Source organism: Thermoproteus thermophilus, assembly GCF_055392855.1.
In genome coordinates, this window is sequence record NZ_AP042466.1 from 691,676 (window position 1) to 707,005 (window position 15,330).

General features: G+C 55.5%; 20 protein-coding genes and 1 rRNA gene. 10 read left to right on the forward strand and 11 right to left on the reverse strand.

All coding sequences use genetic code 11. The features are described 5' to 3' along the window. Positions 1–60: 60 nt before the first annotated feature. The 3 genes from ACZ5PA_RS04100 to ACZ5PA_RS04110 are packed head-to-tail and all read left to right on the forward strand — an operon-like array spanning position 61 to position 2,736. Positions 61–1,050 carry a coiled-coil protein gene (locus tag ACZ5PA_RS04100; RefSeq protein WP_464931004.1) on the forward strand — a complete coding sequence of 330 codons (990 nt, stop codon included), beginning with the start codon at positions 61–63 and terminating at the stop codon, positions 1,048–1,050. Next, complete coding sequence (locus ACZ5PA_RS04105) at positions 1,050–2,087, forward strand: DUF373 family protein (RefSeq protein ID WP_464931005.1); 1,038 nt, start codon at positions 1,050–1,052, stop codon at positions 2,085–2,087. Before ACZ5PA_RS04100 ends, ACZ5PA_RS04105 begins: the two co-directional genes overlap by 1 nt. Further along, complete coding sequence (locus tag ACZ5PA_RS04110) at positions 2,062–2,736, forward strand: TRM11 family SAM-dependent methyltransferase (protein ID WP_464931006.1); 675 nt, start codon at positions 2,062–2,064, stop codon at positions 2,734–2,736. The genes ACZ5PA_RS04105 and ACZ5PA_RS04110 overlap by 26 nt, the downstream gene beginning before the upstream one ends. Here the strand turns inward: ACZ5PA_RS04110 and ACZ5PA_RS04115 are convergent. The 4 genes from ACZ5PA_RS04115 to ACZ5PA_RS04130 are packed head-to-tail and all read right to left on the reverse strand — an operon-like array spanning position 2,712 to position 5,477. Continuing rightward, positions 2,712–3,143, reverse strand: a complete 432-nt coding sequence (locus tag ACZ5PA_RS04115) for an RNA-binding domain-containing protein (protein WP_464931007.1) — start codon at positions 3,141–3,143, stop codon at positions 2,712–2,714. The genes ACZ5PA_RS04110 and ACZ5PA_RS04115 overlap by 25 nt on opposite strands. After that, positions 3,140–3,652 carry an AAA family ATPase gene (locus tag ACZ5PA_RS04120; RefSeq protein WP_464931008.1) on the reverse strand — a complete coding sequence of 171 codons (513 nt, stop codon included), beginning with the start codon at positions 3,650–3,652 and terminating at the stop codon, positions 3,140–3,142. Before ACZ5PA_RS04120 ends, ACZ5PA_RS04115 begins: the two co-directional genes overlap by 4 nt. Beyond that, a complete protein-coding gene (locus ACZ5PA_RS04125; RefSeq protein WP_464931009.1) occupies positions 3,649–4,731 on the reverse strand; it encodes a tRNA (guanine(26)-N(2))-dimethyltransferase in 1,083 nt (360 codons plus the stop codon). The genes ACZ5PA_RS04120 and ACZ5PA_RS04125 overlap by 4 nt, the downstream gene beginning before the upstream one ends. Then, positions 4,728–5,477: a helix-turn-helix domain-containing protein gene (locus tag ACZ5PA_RS04130; protein WP_464931010.1), complete on the reverse strand. Its 750-nt coding sequence runs from the start codon at positions 5,475–5,477 to the stop codon at positions 4,728–4,730. The genes ACZ5PA_RS04125 and ACZ5PA_RS04130 overlap by 4 nt, the downstream gene beginning before the upstream one ends. 135 nt (positions 5,478–5,612) lie before the next feature. On the opposite strand from ACZ5PA_RS04130, the gene ACZ5PA_RS04135 reads away from it, so the two are divergent. Next, positions 5,613–6,134: a DUF1947 domain-containing protein gene (locus ACZ5PA_RS04135; protein WP_464931011.1), complete on the forward strand. Its 522-nt coding sequence runs from the start codon at positions 5,613–5,615 to the stop codon at positions 6,132–6,134. On the opposite strand, the gene ACZ5PA_RS04140 is transcribed toward ACZ5PA_RS04135, so the two are convergent. Further along, positions 6,105–6,785 carry an RIO1 family regulatory kinase/ATPase domain-containing protein gene (locus tag ACZ5PA_RS04140; protein ID WP_464931012.1) on the reverse strand — a complete coding sequence of 227 codons (681 nt, stop codon included), beginning with the start codon at positions 6,783–6,785 and terminating at the stop codon, positions 6,105–6,107. The two genes, ACZ5PA_RS04135 and ACZ5PA_RS04140, sit on opposite strands and share 30 nt — an antisense overlap. Positions 6,786–6,808: 23 nt before the next feature. Between ACZ5PA_RS04140 and ACZ5PA_RS04145 the strand changes: the two genes are divergently transcribed. Then, positions 6,809–7,162 carry an Sjogren's syndrome/scleroderma autoantigen 1 family protein gene (locus tag ACZ5PA_RS04145; protein ID WP_464931013.1) on the forward strand — a complete coding sequence of 118 codons (354 nt, stop codon included), beginning with the start codon at positions 6,809–6,811 and terminating at the stop codon, positions 7,160–7,162. Between the two features lie 125 nt (positions 7,163–7,287). Here the strand turns inward: ACZ5PA_RS04145 and ACZ5PA_RS04150 are convergent, their stop codons facing one another. Beyond that, complete coding sequence (locus ACZ5PA_RS04150) at positions 7,288–8,073, reverse strand: aldose epimerase family protein (protein ID WP_464931279.1); 786 nt, start codon at positions 8,071–8,073, stop codon at positions 7,288–7,290. Positions 8,074–8,102: 29 nt separating this feature from the next. Here ACZ5PA_RS04150 and ACZ5PA_RS04155 point away from each other — a divergent pair, with 29 nt between their 5' ends. Continuing rightward, entirely contained in the window at positions 8,103–8,501 is a 399-nt protein-coding gene (locus ACZ5PA_RS04155; protein WP_464931014.1) for a hypothetical protein, read from the forward strand. Positions 8,502–8,508: 7 nt separating this feature from the next. On the opposite strand, the gene rrf is transcribed toward ACZ5PA_RS04155, so the two are convergent. Continuing rightward, positions 8,509–8,629, reverse strand: a 5S ribosomal RNA gene (rrf, locus tag ACZ5PA_RS04160). Between the two features lie 139 nt (positions 8,630–8,768). Between rrf and ACZ5PA_RS04165 the strand changes: the two genes are divergently transcribed. The 3 genes from ACZ5PA_RS04165 to ACZ5PA_RS04175 all read left to right on the forward strand — a co-directional run bounded on the left by ACZ5PA_RS04165 (position 8,769) and on the right by ACZ5PA_RS04175 (position 12,048). Further along, the gene (locus ACZ5PA_RS04165) at positions 8,769–10,016 is read left to right on the forward strand and encodes a C/D box methylation guide ribonucleoprotein complex aNOP56 subunit (RefSeq protein ID WP_464931015.1); all 1,248 of its coding nucleotides are present in this window, start codon (positions 8,769–8,771) and stop codon (positions 10,014–10,016) included. Between the two features lie 23 nt (positions 10,017–10,039). Continuing rightward, positions 10,040–10,747: a fibrillarin-like rRNA/tRNA 2'-O-methyltransferase gene (locus tag ACZ5PA_RS04170; RefSeq protein WP_464931016.1), complete on the forward strand. Its 708-nt coding sequence runs from the start codon at positions 10,040–10,042 to the stop codon at positions 10,745–10,747. 77 nt (positions 10,748–10,824) lie between these two features. Then, positions 10,825–12,048, forward strand: coding sequence for a molybdopterin molybdotransferase MoeA (locus tag ACZ5PA_RS04175; protein ID WP_464931017.1), 1,224 nt, complete (start codon positions 10,825–10,827; stop codon positions 12,046–12,048). A 5-nt stretch (positions 12,049–12,053) separates the two neighbouring features. Here the strand turns inward: ACZ5PA_RS04175 and ACZ5PA_RS04180 are convergent, their stop codons facing one another. Next, a complete protein-coding gene (locus ACZ5PA_RS04180) occupies positions 12,054–13,214 on the reverse strand; it encodes an MFS transporter (protein WP_464931018.1) in 1,161 nt (386 codons plus the stop codon). After that, positions 13,211–13,927, reverse strand: a complete 717-nt coding sequence (locus ACZ5PA_RS04185) for a glycerophosphodiester phosphodiesterase (protein ID WP_464931019.1) — start codon at positions 13,925–13,927, stop codon at positions 13,211–13,213. The genes ACZ5PA_RS04180 and ACZ5PA_RS04185 overlap by 4 nt, the downstream gene beginning before the upstream one ends. A 28-nt stretch (positions 13,928–13,955) precedes the next feature. On the opposite strand from ACZ5PA_RS04185, the gene ACZ5PA_RS04190 reads away from it, so the two are divergent. Further along, positions 13,956–14,462, forward strand: coding sequence for an archaemetzincin family Zn-dependent metalloprotease (locus ACZ5PA_RS04190; RefSeq protein ID WP_464931020.1), 507 nt, complete (start codon positions 13,956–13,958; stop codon positions 14,460–14,462). Here ACZ5PA_RS04190 and ACZ5PA_RS04195 read toward each other — a convergent pair. Both ACZ5PA_RS04195 and ACZ5PA_RS04200 read right to left on the reverse strand, forming a co-directional pair. Further along, on the reverse strand, positions 14,437–15,000 hold the full coding sequence (locus tag ACZ5PA_RS04195; protein WP_464931021.1) for a pyrimidine dimer DNA glycosylase/endonuclease V: 564 nt from the start codon (positions 14,998–15,000) through the stop codon (positions 14,437–14,439). The genes ACZ5PA_RS04190 and ACZ5PA_RS04195 overlap by 26 nt on opposite strands. Before the next feature lie 3 nt (positions 15,001–15,003). Continuing rightward, positions 15,004–15,300 carry a transcriptional regulator gene (locus tag ACZ5PA_RS04200; protein WP_464931022.1) on the reverse strand — a complete coding sequence of 99 codons (297 nt, stop codon included), beginning with the start codon at positions 15,298–15,300 and terminating at the stop codon, positions 15,004–15,006. Between the last annotated feature and the right edge of the window lie 30 nt (positions 15,301–15,330).

Genomic DNA, 15,330 nt, shown 5'->3' on the forward strand with positions numbered 1-15,330 from the left:
AAACGGAAGGTTGGTCGGCCTTAGGTAGGAAAAGCTAAATATCGTTGATTCTCCCCCCACGTGATCAACAGAGACGAGCTGTTGAGCAAGATACGCGAGATCAGCTCATCTATCGACCAAATAGAGGGACAAATAGCGGCTATAACCAAGGAGATAGACGAAAAGAAGAACTCGTTGGACGAGATAAGGAGGAATTTGGCGGAGACGCGATCTCAGATAGACAACGTAAGGGCCAAGCTCCAGAAGATCAAAGAGGATTTAAACAAACTGAGAGCTAAACGCCAAGAAATCGTCGACGCCATCCGCAAGGCCAAGTCGCAGATACTGGAGCTGAACGTCGAGCTTCAGAAATATAGGGAGAAACTCGATGCGTATAGAAAAGCGCTTAACGCGATAAACGAATACATCGGAGGCCGTCCCTTGGACAAGGAGAAGATAAAGATGTTGGCGGAGAGGCTCGAGTACTACTTCGAGACGACGCCCACCGACCCTGAGTGGGAGCGCCAGTTTATAAGGACCATCTCGGCCATAGAGGAGGAGCTTAATCTGGCAAGCTCGTTGGAGACCCTGAAAGGACATATACAGGATATAAGAAATAAGATGGAGGAGGCCAAGAAAAAGAAAGAAGAGATTAAGAGGAATCTTGCTGATTTAATAAATTCTTTAAATACAATAAAAGAAGAAATAAATAAACTTAAAAAGGAGAGGGAGGATGTCTACAAACAGCTAGTCGAGCTCAAGGGGAAAAGAGATGGGCTGAAGAGGGATAGGGATGAGATAAAGAGAACTATAATCGACTTGGCCGCTAAGAGGAAGGAGCTTAGAGCTCGGCTGGCGCAGCTCAAGGACGAGTTGGACAAATACACGATATTGCTAAAGGCCGTGGACTTGTCCGAGAGGTATAAGAACGTCGTCGAGGCCCAGAATAACAAGCGGGAGAGCCTAAGGGCCAGGGCCGAGGAGATCTACCAGAAGTTGCTGAACGGGGAGCGCTTGACGCACGAGGAGATGAAGATATTAGCCGAGGCTGGCTATCTGTCCGAGGAGTAGTGAGGATACTGGTGCTTTATGTTGACAGAGACGCGGATTTGAGGCGAGCCGGCATCAACACCCCCGTAGTAGGGAGGGATAACGTGTTGCGCTTAGGCATCCAGTACATACTTAGAAACCCCGACGATTCGGACGCGAATGCAATATTCGCCGCAGTGAAAATATACGACGAGCTCGAGGGGAAGCTCGGCAGAGGCAATGTCGAGGTCGCCGTCGTGTGCGGATCGCCCGATGAGCATATGGCTAACATAGTCGTCTTAGACGAGCTGGCCCAAGTCCTCTCAGTCTTCGACGCCGATGCTATATATTTCGTATCGGACGGTCCCTCAGACGAGGCCGCCGTAATGGCCGTGCAGACGCGTAGGCCCGTGATAGCGGTCGAGAGGGTCGTGGTGAAACAATCCAGATCAGTCGAGGAGACCGTGTCTCTCATAAGATATTACTTATCCAAGGCCGTGAAGGAGCCCGAGTATAGAAGGTACACGGTCGGCGTGCCCTCTTTCCTTCTATTTTTATATGCCTTATCTATTTTTATAAACATACAAATTGTTTCATATATATTGAATCTTGGAGTTTTGTTTATATTATTTTTATTAATTATGTATGGATTTGGGGTATACGACTTCTTGAAGAACATATTGAGGAGATACGAGGCGACTTTCACGGTATCTGTGTTGTCTCTCTTCGCGGCTGTGTTGTACTACGCGTTAGCCCTATCGGCGTATATAGGCTTGAGGATTCCACTATCTGTGCAGTACGAACCCCTGGTGCCTGCGTTAGTGCTCGTGGCGCCCATAGCCAGCTACGCAGTGGAGAGCTTCCTGAGAAGCCGGCGCTTATCGAAGAGCGTCGTCGTGGTGGCCATCTTGGTGTTCTCCTTCTTCTACTTCGTGATACCGCCTATACTAAACGCCATTGTAGGCTCCCCCGACGTTACGGCGATATTCAAAGGAGCTCTCTCCTTCTCCATAACAGTGCTTCTGGGCATGGTCTTCGCGCTCGCGATTTCGCGTGCTTTGCCGTCTGTTATTAAATAAAAGATATCCCTGTTTATCCAAAGAGGAAGCGTCGGCGATAGCGAATATCTACGGATGCGATATACGCGAAGAGGGAGATGTTTTCCTTCTTGAGTGTAGCAACTGCGCTCCGCTCAAGAGGGCTGCCATCGCCAAGCCGGAAACCGGGAGGGAGGGGCCCACGGAGCTGTCCCAGAGGAGCACGGTGACTATGGACTGGCTCACCTCAAGGCTATTGGCCAATCTAGCGTTGGCGAGACCGTTGGCCAAAGTGCTCGAGCCCTTCGTGGGAACTGGCGCTATAGCGATCGAGGCGGAGAAACGCGGCGCGTACGTCGTGGGCGTAGATGTGGACTTAAATATGTTGCGGATGGCGGCCCGCAACACCTCGTCGGACTTAATCCAAGCTGATTCGAGGATGCCCCCTTTCAGGAGGGCGTTCGACGCCGCAGTCGGCGATGCCCCCTACGGCCGTATGTCGCAAATAGAGGGGGACGTTGAGGAGTTCATCAGGGCGGTCGTGGAGGAGCTTCTCGCAGTAGCCGCGCGCGTAGTGATCGCGATCCCGGCGTATTTCGATCTGCCTTACTTCCGCAGTTGTGCCATGTACGTGCACGGGGGACTTTATAGAGTAATCGTTATGTCTCAGTCCGGCGGCGGGCCCTCGTAGAAAACGCGGCCCCTATACGTGCGCGGGGCTATCCAGTCTAAAAAACGCCGGACATCGGACGTCTCCACATTAAAGGTTATGGGGCCTAGCGGCGATTCGTTGGGCTCCGTCACGAACGACACAACGCCCACATACGCCGCTTGTTTGTTCAAGCTGAAGATTAAGCGACCCTCGCCGGCCACGGACCTCGAGAGCACGGAGCGAGCGGCATCTTGAATGCCCTGGCGCCATATAGCCTCCTTCAGCCTAAGTAGCGACTTATAACTAGTGGCTCTTGCCACCAGCAACGCGCCATCGCCCTCAGCTCTCACCTCGATCTCCTCCGGCTCGAAGACGTTGAGGAGCGCCCTCTTTACTTTCTCGGGATCCTCAGTAGGCCTTATCTCGGCGACAACTTCCACCCTCATAGCCTCTTCACTATCGCGTCGACCTCTGCCTCAAGCTCCTCGACGCTCTTGTCCTCGTTTACTATGACTGCGTCCGCTCTGAGCAACAAGTTGGCGACTCCCAGCTTGGCCTCGCGGTAATCGCGCATGGCGAATTGCACATACGAGGCTGGATCGTCAAGCCGTCCTCTAGAGGCCAGACGTTTGAGCCTCGTCTCCCTCGAGGCTACCACGTAGACTAAGAAGAGCCTCCCCAGCGCCTCCTCCAACGCATCGGCCTCCTCGGGGCTCCTCAAGCCGTCTATCACTATCCTATCGCCGGGGATTAGGCTCAGCCCCTTAACGACCGCCCGCATGCCCCTCTCTAATCTGATCAAAACGGCGGCCTCATCGGGCGTTATTCTCCTCTCTTCAGCGTATTTCCTTATCACGTCGCCCATGGTGTATAGCTTGAAACCGCGTTTGACGAAAAGCGTGGCTATCAACGTCTTCCCGCTACCAGGAGGACCGGCGATACCCACCACCTTCACCGCCTCAACCTCTGAGTTTGTATTAAAAGTTCCCCGTATTCCGCCTCCGCCTTGAAGCCCTGAGGGGTCATATGAGTCAATGTTGCGTAAACGCCGCTCTCCCTCAGCCTCTCGACGAGCTCCGCTACGCTCATCTTGAGGTCGCCGAACTCGTGGACCAGGTAATACCATGGCTTCGATACGGTGTACTCCAAGGCTAACTTCTCGGCGAGTTTCTTGACGTCGGGCTCCCTTGCCCTCTCGGCCAACGCAAACGCGAAGGCAGGATCGCCCAAGGGACCGACCCAGAGAGGCCCGATAGAGCGGTCGTTGCTATTCCTCGAGACCCCTCTGTGTTTTCCGCGTAGCTCTAAATACGCGATATTCCGCAAAGAGTCAGAGGCCTCCTTGGCGCCTCTGACGACCTCGCAACACGCCCTGAAATAATGCCTCTCCCAATAGGCTATTAGCGGCTCCAGCGCGAAGTCGTTCGCTGCCGCTACTCTGACCAAGAAGCTCAGCAGAGCTCTAAGGCCCACCTCGACGTAGAACGGAGTCTTGATGAGCTTAACACCGTATCTTCTAAGGGCTTTTTCCCTGTAATTGCCCACTAATACGGCCGTGTCAGTGGCCGTGACGCATAGGAGTCCCCCATCTCTTAATGCTTGAAAGGCGGATTCCGCGAACGGAGCCGGCGAGCCGAAGGGGTCTAGGTCCACTACGTCGCACTCGCCCCTCAGTCTTCTGAGCAGAATAGAGGCGTCCTCGTTGTAAACCTCGGCGATGACTCCGTTCAAGTCTAAGTTCCTCCTTATAAGCTCCACCGCTTGTTTCGATATGTCGTTTAACACCAGCCTGCCGACCGCGTTCGTCTCGAGGGCGTACCTTATGCCGCGCACGCCCGTGGCGCTTAAGGGCTCGCACACGTCGAGCTTTTTTCCCTTTATCTCCGAAAAGAGACTGAGCACCTCGACTGAGATGGATCTATTCCTGGCCATATGTCTATTGTAAAACACAGGGGCGTTGGCCGGATCGGGGTATTTAGAGGGGTCGGGGGCCCAGAAACGCGCCTTGCCCTCCTCCAGCAAGACGAAGCTCACCCCCTCACCACCTCGGCGCCGAATATATCGGCGAGGATCTCCGTCTTCTCGCGCTTCTCCTCGTTGTTGACTAGGAAAATAGGCCGTTCGTCGTAGGCTATTCCATTAGGATGCGACTCCTCCAGCTTATATGCGCTCTCGCCTATGGCTCTGCTGGCCTTGTCTATTCGATCTGCCTTTATCGACGTGAATATATTTATCCTCTTGAACACGCTCACGTCGAAATAACTGGCCAAAACGACAGCTGTCCTCTCGGACACGCGTAGCTCCTCCCTCTCATAGCGATAAACGGTCTCCCGCGACACCGACAATATCTCGGACAACGCGCTTAAGCTCAAGCCGGCCCTCTCCCTCTGCTCCCTCAACGCCTTGCCGTCCACGAAGGCATAGCGCTTGCCCCTGGTCTGGACTAAAATAGGCATCTCGCCTCTGAACGCCTTGGCTAAAGTGGCCAACGAGACGAAGTTGACGTTCTCGCGCCTATAGACGACGCCTTCCCTCAACACCTCGCCGCCGGCGGTCGAGACAACCCCCAGGGCGGGCACGTCGAGGAGCTCCGAGAGCAACTTGACGTCGCGGAGAGCGCTAGTCGGCACATCGTCGGCGTCTAGGGCTATTTTCAGGAACATCTTCTTCTTCTCGTGCTCTACGACCATGGTATAGGCATAAGGCCTAGAGAGGTCTATGAATAGATCGGTTCCGTGTTGTCGGACTACGTTGAGAGTGGCGTTGAGCAACTTCTCCACCGACGATATTTAGTTCAAAAATATAAAAGGCTTAACGGCGTATTATAGAGGTAATGAGGAATACCCGGCAAGCCTGATATTTGATGACCCATTCATGAGCCGAGAAACCTTTTATCTCGAGACCTTTCGGCATATGTGAAGCGCGTGAGGCTGAGCAACAAGGAGATCAAGGAGCTTATAAGGGGCTTAGGCAAGGCCGGCGAGCTCTTAAAAGACGCCGACGTCGTGGACGTGGCGGAGATAGAGGGCGGGCGTGCCTTGTACATGGTAGACTCCCAACCGGCTTTGTTGAAGGTCCAAATCGCCGGCTTGGGAGAGGCCGTGATACCATCCCTATACTTAATCCATAAGACCCAGCTGGGACAGAAGGCTGTATCGCTCTATCCGTTAGTGATCGTGGACGCAGGCGCCGTCAAGCATATACTCAACGGCGCCGACGTCATGAGGCCCGGCATAAGGAGCATAGAGGGCGACTTCAACAAAGGCGATCCGGTCCTAGTTTCTGACGAGAAGAGAAGAGTCGTGGCGGTCGGCATCGCGCTTTACTCCAGGAACGAGCTGGAGTCCATGGAACGCGGCAAAGCGATATACAACGCGCATTATCTAGGCGACAAGATATGGAAGCTGTCACTCGAGTTGGCTAAGGAACGAGCGTAGTACTTCCTCGAAGGACTCGTCGTCTTTCCTTTCGTCGTATCTCCTAAGCGCTTGTAAGGGCGGTCGGAGGCCCAACGACCTGAGCATGTTGGAGACCTGGGTAACGTTCTGAGGCCTGCCGAGACGCGCGGACTCGAAGTCGAGTATGACGGCATCGCCGTTCTCGGACGCCAAGATGTGGTCGCCCGGTCTCGACAATTCGCCGTGGGTTAGGCCTATTGAGTCTAGGGCTCTGGCTTGTCTGAGGAGGTCCTCGACGAAGGCCCTCCTAGAGCTCGGACTCGCGACGCTCCACCACTTGACCACGGACGCGCCTTTGACCAACTCCATGACTAAGACGTCTTTAGTATAGGCATATAGCCTTGGGCCCACCCCGACGCTATTGGCCAACCTCAAGTAGCGCGCCTCGTCGAGCAAGTTCGGCCTTTGGGCGTCGCCGCGCCGGATCTTACAGGCGTAGATATCGCCGTATCTCGATCTACAAGCCACCACAACGCTGTTAGTCCCCTTACCGAGCATCTTGACTGGTCCCCACGTCAAATCGCCGCCTAGTTCCACCTCCAGGCCTAACCACGTCAGCTGGCGGGCTACCTCTGACAAATGGCCTAAGTCGCCTCCTATGGATAGGGCTAAGGCCGTCTTCAAGTTCATATATACACATTACACGTACCTATATGAGCAAAAGGGACCTAGTGGTGAAGAAAATCGCCGAGCTAGTAAGAGCGGGCGCGGCTTTGACATCCTACACTTGTCCCGTATGCGGCACGGTACTCGTGAGGCTGAAGACCGGCGAGTATTATTGCGCTAACTGCGAGAGGACGGTAGTGGTGGTAAAGTCTGAGGAGGAAGCCCAGAGAGTCGCCGAGGTGTACAGCCTCAAGGAGGTGAGACAAGCAGTGTTCAACAAGATACTTGCATTAGGCAAGGAGATAGGGAGCCTCAACGGCGAGGAGTTGTACGATAGGCTGAGGGCCCTCTCGATGTTATTGGAGATATACGAGAAGTTGAGCAAGATAGACGTAAAATGATCAGCGCTGCATACCATCATCATCTATAAGAAGCGGTGATCGTCATCACGTCGATTAGCATGACCGAGTATAAATATGATGACGTGGTCCTAGGGCGACTTCTGAGCGGACCCCTACCCAGCTGATCACCGGAACCTCACCTCGAAGGAAAACGCGACGGCCTCGCCTGGGCTCAACGTCCTCAGCCCCATCTTGTTATGATAAGCGTCGGGCGCTCCCGACATGGGCTCCACGGCCACTGCCCCCTCGATGCCGGTGTATACTTGTATATACGGCATGCCGAACCTCCAGAGCTCCACGGTCGAATGAGGCGACTCGAGCACTACTGGATCCTCCTCCACTAGGAAACAATCGTCGTAATAGCCGTCGACGCCGAAGGAATGCGGCACAAGCTCGCCCGTGGGTATCTTGTCCACCGAGACGCACCTCAGCGGGCTCTCGGCGAATATGCGCCAAGGGCGCGCCGCCACGAAATAGGGGTGCGCCCCCACGACTAAAGGCGCCCTCCTAGCGCCGCGGTTGACTACGCGTAAAATCACCCTCAACGAATCATCGAAGAGCTCGTAACGCGCCGAGCAGGATAGCGTTGAGGGGTAGCCTGGGTGCGCCAACTCTATCCTTAGCTCGGCGTAGTCCTCTCCCTGTTCTACAAGGGACCAGTCTACGTCCATGACTAGCCCGTGTATCGCATGGCCCTCGGCGTTTTTAGGCAATTCGTACACAACGCCGTCGAACTCATAGACGCCGCCCTTGATTCTGTTAGCGAAGGGTATGAGCAACGCCATGCCCCCCTCGGTCTGCCTCTCCACAGACCCCGGCAATATCACGTCCTTGCCGCTGTATCTAAGCGCGGAGAGGTACGCGCCTCTGGCGTGCAATACCGCCTCGGCCCTTCCCGCCCTGAGCGTTATCATAGAAATAAAATAGATGATATATTTTCATGCTGAAGAGGGAGCTCATCAGGCTCCTCGAGGAGGACGCAGAGTTTAGGGATATCGCTAGGGCCAAACTAGGGGTGGCGGAGCTGGCGCAGACTCTCCAGAGGCTTGTACAAGCGTTAGAGGGGCTGGCCGCCGAGATAAGGGAACAGAACTCCGCAGTGAAGGCGTTGGCCGATGCTTGTCGGAACAGCGCCTCAGACATCGCGGCGCTCAAGGAGCTGGCCGAGAGGGAACTCGAGGCGTTGAAGGCGCTTGCGCAGATAGTCGGGAAAGCCGCAGAGACGTTGGGCGAAGGCCAGCGCGCATCAGCCGAGGCGTTGAGCGCCAAGTTGGGAGAGGTCGTGGAGTCTGTGAGGAAGCTCGACGAGAGCCTCAGAAGGCTTATAGCGGCGTTATAGAAGGCCCTCCTGCCAGCACGCCCCTTTCCCGGCCCCTTGCGGAGGCCAGTACTCGGGCGCGCGGCGCCGGCCTTAGCTTCCGGGTTCTGAAGAGTCCGGGCGTATCACCGGCGCCTATGGCCGGCTCGGAGGGCCGGGATGTGGTTACGTAAATCTTTTTAAGCTTTACGTCCGCCCCTGCGACGGAGAGCCCTTGCAAGCGTCATCGCGTCGCCAACGCGTCGCTTGACGAGCTAATGTTTATAAGCCTGGAGCAGTAGATCGGCGATGGCGATACACATTGTGGCGGACATGCTCGGCCTAATAGCCCTCGACGATCAGGGTAATATAGTCGATAAGGCATTGTTCGAGCGGAAGGCCGAGGTCATAGCCGATAAGCTCATAGAACTCGAGAAGTCCTCTCCGATACCCGAGCTCGTGGAGCTCGTCAAAAGGCAGAAAGACAAGGTAGTGCTCGAGGACCCGGAGCTCGCCAGGAGGCTCTCCGCTATTCTGCAAGGCGTGGAAGTCGTCAGCGAGTCGCCCGATCCTGTGGCTGTGGAGTTCAGAAGAAGGTTCTGGGAGGCCTATCTGCCCAGTCTGGGCATAACTAAGGAGGAGTATAACGCCTTATTGACCGAGGTATCGGACCTCATAACCAGGAGGAAGTTGAGACAAGCCGTCGAGAAGCGCGACCTCTTCATAGCGCAATCCATAAGCGCCGTTGATGATATAGACAAAACGTTGAACCTCATAGCGTCTCGAATAAGGGAGTGGTATGGTATTCATTTCCCTGAGCTCGAGGAGCTCGTGAGGGACAACAAGGAGTACGTGTTGCTTGTCAAAAACGTTGGACATAGATCGAAATACGCCCTAGAGGTGGTAAAAGAGGTCTTGAAAGGAGCCCCAGAGGAGAGGGTGAGGAGAATAGTCGAGGCCGCTAAGAAGAGCATAGGCGCCGACATGTCGGAGTGGGACCTCGACCAGATAAGAGCATATGCCGATATATACCTAAGGCTTGACGAATATAGAAGCAAGTTATCGGATTACATAGATGAGGCCATGAAGGACGTGGCGCCTAACATCAGGGAGCTCGTGGGCTCGCTCCTGGGCGCTAGGCTCATAAAACTCGCGGGAGGTTTGTCGAGGTTAGCGATGCTTCCCGCCTCCACGATACAAGTACTAGGCGCTGAGAAGGCCCTCTTCAGGGCGTTACGCACTGGCGGCAAACCGCCGAAACACGGCGTTATTTTCCAGTTCCCGGAGATCTTCCGCGCGCCTAGATGGCAGAGGGGTAAGATAGCCCGCGCCCTAGCCGCCAAGTTGGCGATAGCGGCGAAGGCAGACGCCTTCACGGGGAACTTCATTGCACCGAAACTGAAGGAGGATCTGCTGGCCAGGATACAAGAGGTGAAGACGCTTTACGCTAAGCCTCCGCCTAGAGCTCCCGCAGTTAAGCCCTCCAGAGCCCCCGAAGGGCGCCAAGGACCGCCGCCCAAGAAGCCGTCCACGAAAAAGCCGAGCAGAAAGGGATAAAAACACCGTCCCCGATTAGGGCCATGTCCATAGAGGTAGTGGACGTCAGACCCCACGACAAGTTCCCCGGCGTATTCGTAGCGAGGTTCGAGGACGGCTCCGAGAGGCTCGCCACGAGGAACCTCACGCCGGGCCGCCGCGTTTACGGGGAAAGGCTCATAAAGTTCCACGACGTCGAGTACAGGGAGTGGAACCCGTATCGCTCTAAGTTGGCAGCCGCCATACTTAACGGGCTGAAGGAAATGCCCATTAGGGAGGGCTCCCACGTGCTCTACCTCGGCGCAGCCTCGGGGACTACCCCCAGCCACGTGAGCGACATAGTCGGCGAAAAAGGCCTCGTCTACTCGGTGGAGTTCTCGCCGAGGGTCTTCAGAGAGTTCATGGAGAAGCTGGTCGATCAAGGCAGGAAGAACGTGGTGCCGATACTCGGCGATGCCCGCTTTCCGTATCAGTACGCCCACTACGTGAAAGGCGTCGACGTGACCTATATCGACATAGCCCAGCCCACTCAAGCCAAGATCTTGGCCGACAACGCCGATTACTTCTTGAGAAAAGGCGGCTACGTCATGTTGGTGATCAAGGCCATGAGCATAGACGTCACTAAGGAGCCCTCCGAGACTTTCAAACAGGAGATCAACACCTTGAAGGAGCGCGGCTACGAGATCTTGGACGTAATCCATCTAGAGCCCTACGACGTAGCCCACGCGATGGTGGTGGCTAAACGGGTCTAGGGGCTGTCCCGGCGTAAAGGCCCGCCGATTGTGCCTTCATCGACACAATTGTTTTAATTTAAGTAGTCGACGAAAATATGCGGTATTTGAAGGAACTTTCACCTATATCCAAAATCTCCGAGTTGGCGTCTCAGATAAAGCCCATCGAGGACGTCTTAACGTTGCCTACGTGGGACGCCGTCGGTTTCGTGTTGGCCAAGGACGTGATAGTGCCTCACGACTATCCGCCGAGGCCTAGAGCTGCCTACGACGGCTATGCAGTTAATTCGGCCGAAACGCCCGGCGAGTTTAAGCTGGTGGGGTCGATACTAGTGGGCCAGTACAGGGAAGTGAAGGCGGGACCCGGCGAGACGTACTACGTGACCGTGGGGGCCTTCCTCCCAGAGGGCGCCGACGCCGTGGTCCCCGAGGAGGCGGCGGTTAAGAACGGCGATAAGATCTTGATCCCGCGCAAGTACAACAAATACGACAACGTGGATCCGCCCGGCTCGTACGCGCCTAAGGGGGCGCTCTTGGCCAAGAGGGGGCAAGTGTTGACGGCGTTCGACGTAGTGGGGCTTCTGGACGTGGGGATCACGAAGGTCAAGGTCTTTAGAAGGCCTAGAATGGCCATATTCTCCACGGGCGATGAGCTGATAAAGCCCCCCATAGATCCAGACGAAGCGGCCGAGCTCGTGTTGAGGGGCAAAGTGATAGAGTCGACGGGCTCTCTCGTCGAGTGGTACGTAAAGAACTTCATGCCGTACGTCGAGATATCGGAGAAGAGAGTCATGGGCGACGACAACGAGGCGCTTAGGAGAGCGATCGATGAGGTCTTGCCCAAGGTGGACGCCGTCTTGATCACGGGCGGCGCGGGACCAAGCGAAATAGACCATTTTTATAAGCTGGGTCTTCCGGGAATTAGGGGTTTCAGGATGAAGCCCGGCCGCCCTACGTCTGTAGCCATTGTGGGCAACAAAATAGTGTTCGGCCTATCGGGCTATCCCATAAGCGCCCTCCACGGCGTCATACGCATAGTGGAGCCCGTGATGAGGAAGATGGCGAACGTCGTATCGGGCCCCGCGGGGGCTTGGGTGTATGCGACACTCGCCGTCGATGTGGTGGGGGAGTTGGCCCAGCTTGTGAGGGCCAAAGCCGAGTATAAAAACGGCGAGATCGTGGCGACTCCCCTTAAGACTAAACACCACTCGTTCACAGATCCGGAGGCCTCCGGCGTGTTGCTCATACCGCCTGGCGGCGCCAAGAGGGGCGATAAGGTCCTCATGTTGATGTACAGAGATCTAAGAGACTTGGAGAGGTGAGCGGCTTAGCCCCGCCCGGCGCTAGCCTCTACTTGTCCTAACAATAACTTAAACAAGACTACGGCGACGGCATAGAGCCCAGCTGTTATGAACAACGGAGCGTCCACCATGCCTGCGCTCATCAGATAGCCGCCGACGGCGGGCCCCACGGCTCTGGGCACGCTACTCAGCGTGTTCCATAACCCGAACACCCTGCCCCGCTCCTCTTGTGGAGTTAAGTCATTGATGAGAGCCGAGATGAGGGGATTCGCCATGTTCATCAAGGCCGTCCTCACTATAAATAACGCGAAGGCCGCCTCTGCCGAGCCGACGAAAGGCATAAGCGAGAGGAGCGCGGTGGCGGTAGCTTGTAACGCCACCACAGCGTCGACCCTGCTCCTGAAGGTCTTGGCGATAAACGGCGCTGACATAGCGCCTAACGCTAAGGTTAAGTCTGAGATGGCGTAAGTTACCGAGAGGCTCGTCATGGACGCATTGAACTTGAGGTAAAACCAGAGCGAGAACAGAGGTATTATTACGCCGGCCCCAAGGCCCACCAAGGTCTCCGGCACTAGCCTTTTGAGAAGCCAATAAGACTTCAGCCTCCTCACGTCGAGCGAGAAGGAGCTACGCTCAGCCCTCGGCACAGGCCCTGCAAGTGTCATGAAGGCGGCCGACAACGATATGGCGAGGCCCTCCAGAAAGAAAAGCGCCTTGAAGCCAGGTAGCCCGAGGGACGTAATCGAGGTCGACAAAGAGCCGAGCGCGGCGAATAGGGACGAGAGCGATGAGGACGCGGCGAAGGCCTCGTTGGATATGCCGCGGGCCCGCGCATAGTCCCCTAATATGGCGTTATACACAACGCCTCTATTCAAAAAACTCGCAGCGGCGTATGCGGCGGCGACGGCGAGGGGGTTAGCCGACGCCATGGACGCCATTAACGCCGCAGAGGCTCCCGACAATGCGTAAAACAACTTCTTCCTGTCGACTAGATCAGCCAAGTACCCCCACGTCAAGGAGCCCGCGGTTATGAACGCCGTGGATAGCCCTTGCACAACGCCTATCTGGACCGGGCTCAGGCCTATGTTATATAAGTATATAGAGAGAACTATCTGATTTGCCCCCCACACAAATCCGGCGATTGAGCCCGCCAGCACTAGGCTCCAGTACTCGGCGCTCTGCATCATGCCGGCGCGGGGCCTTTGTTAAATCTATTTCTCGCGCGCACGGCGACCTCGACGTCGTCGCTAGCTATGCCGTCCACTCCGCGAGACCACAGCTCCTCCATGACCCGCTCGTCGTTGACAGTCCAAGCCACGACCTTGAGCCCCAGCTTGTGGGCAAAGCCTATGGCCTTCGCCGTAGCAAGCCTATAGTGAGGTAGCACTAGGTCAAAGCCCAAGCGCTTCGCGTCGGAGATTCTGCCGGGCGGCTTTGCGTAGATCAACCCAAGGGGGACCAGCCCCTTGAGGGGGCTCAACGCGCTCTCCATAAAGCTGATGGCCGCGGTCCATGAAATCGCGCCTACCTGCCTCACCACATCGCCGACAAGCTCGGCGGCATCGGGATCCTTTATCTCCACGAAGACCCCAGCCCTTCCAGCCACAACGCGTAGCGCCTCCTCCAGCGTGGGGATCGGCTCGCCGCCTATCCTAACCGCCGATAGGTCGCGCCACCGCGCCTCCTTGACCTTTAAGACGCCGCCCGGCGTCTTCACCACGTCGTCGTGTATCACGACGACTACGTCATCGGCGGTTTTCCAGACGTCCATCTCCACTATGTCCGCCCCAGCCTCCATAGCGGCTATGAACGAGGCCACTGTGTTCTCGGGACTCCTCAGCGGATAGCCCCTGTGGCCTATAACGGCGCCTCTGGATAACGCCTCTAACACCTTGTGCATGAAAAAATAAACCCGTCCAGTTAAAATAGTGGTCAGAGCCCTCCTATTGACCGAGCTAGCTGTAAGCAGACGAGTGGTGGATATCGTGGAGTCTTCTTTTCGGGGCTTGTTGAGGCTAGACGTAATGACAGTAGACCTAAAAGACGTCAAGGCCAAGGCGTACGACAAATCCAGGGGACAGATAAGGGCCGATCTACTATTGGACTTGTTAAGGCCGGCCGATGGGTGGCATAAATACGTGTACGTGGTGGATGGGGACGGCTATGTGCCCGGCCTTAACTTCGTCTTCGGAGTAGCCTACGGCGATAGGGCCGTTGTGTTCACGGAGAGGCTCAAATCCGTCGAGCAACTCTTCGAGATCAGGTTGGCGAAGGAGATAACGCACGAGCTAGGGCACACTCTAGGGCTAGGCCACTGCGAAGATCCAAAATGCGTCATGTACTTCAGCAACACTATCAAGGATACGGACGAGAAGGGGCCGGGGTTCTGCGACAAGTGCTTCGCGAAGCTCAAGAGGGCCGTCTCGGGAAAATAGGAGTGCAGACCTTTCTGCCCGATTTCAACTCCGCCACGAATTTCTTGTATTCCTCATATACGTCGAATATCCAGAGGTTAATTCCCTTTATGGGTACAGGTTCGGTCTCCAACACCTCTCTTATCTCCTCCTCGCCGAATTTGTCCAGGTAATAACACGGGTCCTTGAGCAAGAGGATCCTCCTGTACTCGACCTCGTGCACGTGTGTTATGGGGGTACCGTGTGCTACGCGTAGCGATTTGATGAATCCCTCAATGTCGGCCAAGGATATGTTGTTCTTAAAACCGCGCGAGGCCCATTCGTCGACTACTGCCTTGAAATAGCCGACGAGGTCCTCCAAATACGGCATCCCCTCGTTATAATACATGAGCACTATTGGGTGATTGAGCCAACCCTTTTTGCCGTCTTTGATAGCGCCGGCCTTTCTCAGTATGGCCAAGATCACTTGTTTGGCCTCTACTCGTTGTTTTCCTAGCCTTCTATTGTCGAGGACGCGCGCCGATTTTGCCCAATCTACGTATGGCCTGAATATCTGCAATGTTTAGGCCGTTTTGGCTTGCCCGCCCGGCTCGCCTTGTTCCCGCATCCGCTCCTCTAACTCCTTCAAGGCTTGTTCCACCTCCCTCTCTATCTCCTCTATGGGCTTAGGAGGCGGCGTCGTGGCGAGGGCATAGCCGACCCAGCCTAATATGCCGAAGACGGCCGCGATGGCGGCGAAGGCAGTTATCTTTAGGACGAGCAAATCGTATTTAGTGAGGAACACCAGCCACGCGTATACTGCTATTACTAATATCGATATTACCATAAGGAACGCGCCGACTGCCTTATCTCTATGCATATAGGCCCAGGAAGTGCGTCTTTTAAGCAT

Excerpts from the sequence above, each read along its gene's own strand:
- ACZ5PA_RS04175 (WP_464931017.1), top strand. The coding sequence starts at position 10,825 with ATGCGGTATTTGAAGGAACTTTCACCTATATCCAAAATCTCCGAGTTG.
- ACZ5PA_RS04155 (WP_464931014.1), top strand. The coding sequence starts at position 8,103 with ATGCTGAAGAGGGAGCTCATCAGGCTCCTCGAGGAGGACGCAGAGTTT.
- ACZ5PA_RS04200 (WP_464931022.1), bottom strand. The coding sequence starts at position 15,300 with ATGCATAGAGATAAGGCAGTCGGCGCGTTCCTTATGGTAATATCGATA.
- ACZ5PA_RS04115 (WP_464931007.1), bottom strand. The coding sequence starts at position 3,143 with ATGAGGGTGGAAGTTGTCGCCGAGATAAGGCCTACTGAGGATCCCGAG.
- ACZ5PA_RS04170 (WP_464931016.1), top strand. The coding sequence starts at position 10,040 with ATGTCCATAGAGGTAGTGGACGTCAGACCCCACGACAAGTTCCCCGGC.
- ACZ5PA_RS04180 (WP_464931018.1), bottom strand. The coding sequence starts at position 13,214 with ATGATGCAGAGCGCCGAGTACTGGAGCCTAGTGCTGGCGGGCTCAATC.
- ACZ5PA_RS04165 (WP_464931015.1), top strand. The coding sequence starts at position 8,769 with ATGGCGATACACATTGTGGCGGACATGCTCGGCCTAATAGCCCTCGAC.
- ACZ5PA_RS04185 (WP_464931019.1), bottom strand. The coding sequence starts at position 13,927 with ATGCACAAGGTGTTAGAGGCGTTATCCAGAGGCGCCGTTATAGGCCAC.
- ACZ5PA_RS04140 (WP_464931012.1), bottom strand. The coding sequence starts at position 6,785 with ATGAACTTGAAGACGGCCTTAGCCCTATCCATAGGAGGCGACTTAGGC.
- ACZ5PA_RS04145 (WP_464931013.1), top strand. The coding sequence starts at position 6,809 with ATGAGCAAAAGGGACCTAGTGGTGAAGAAAATCGCCGAGCTAGTAAGA.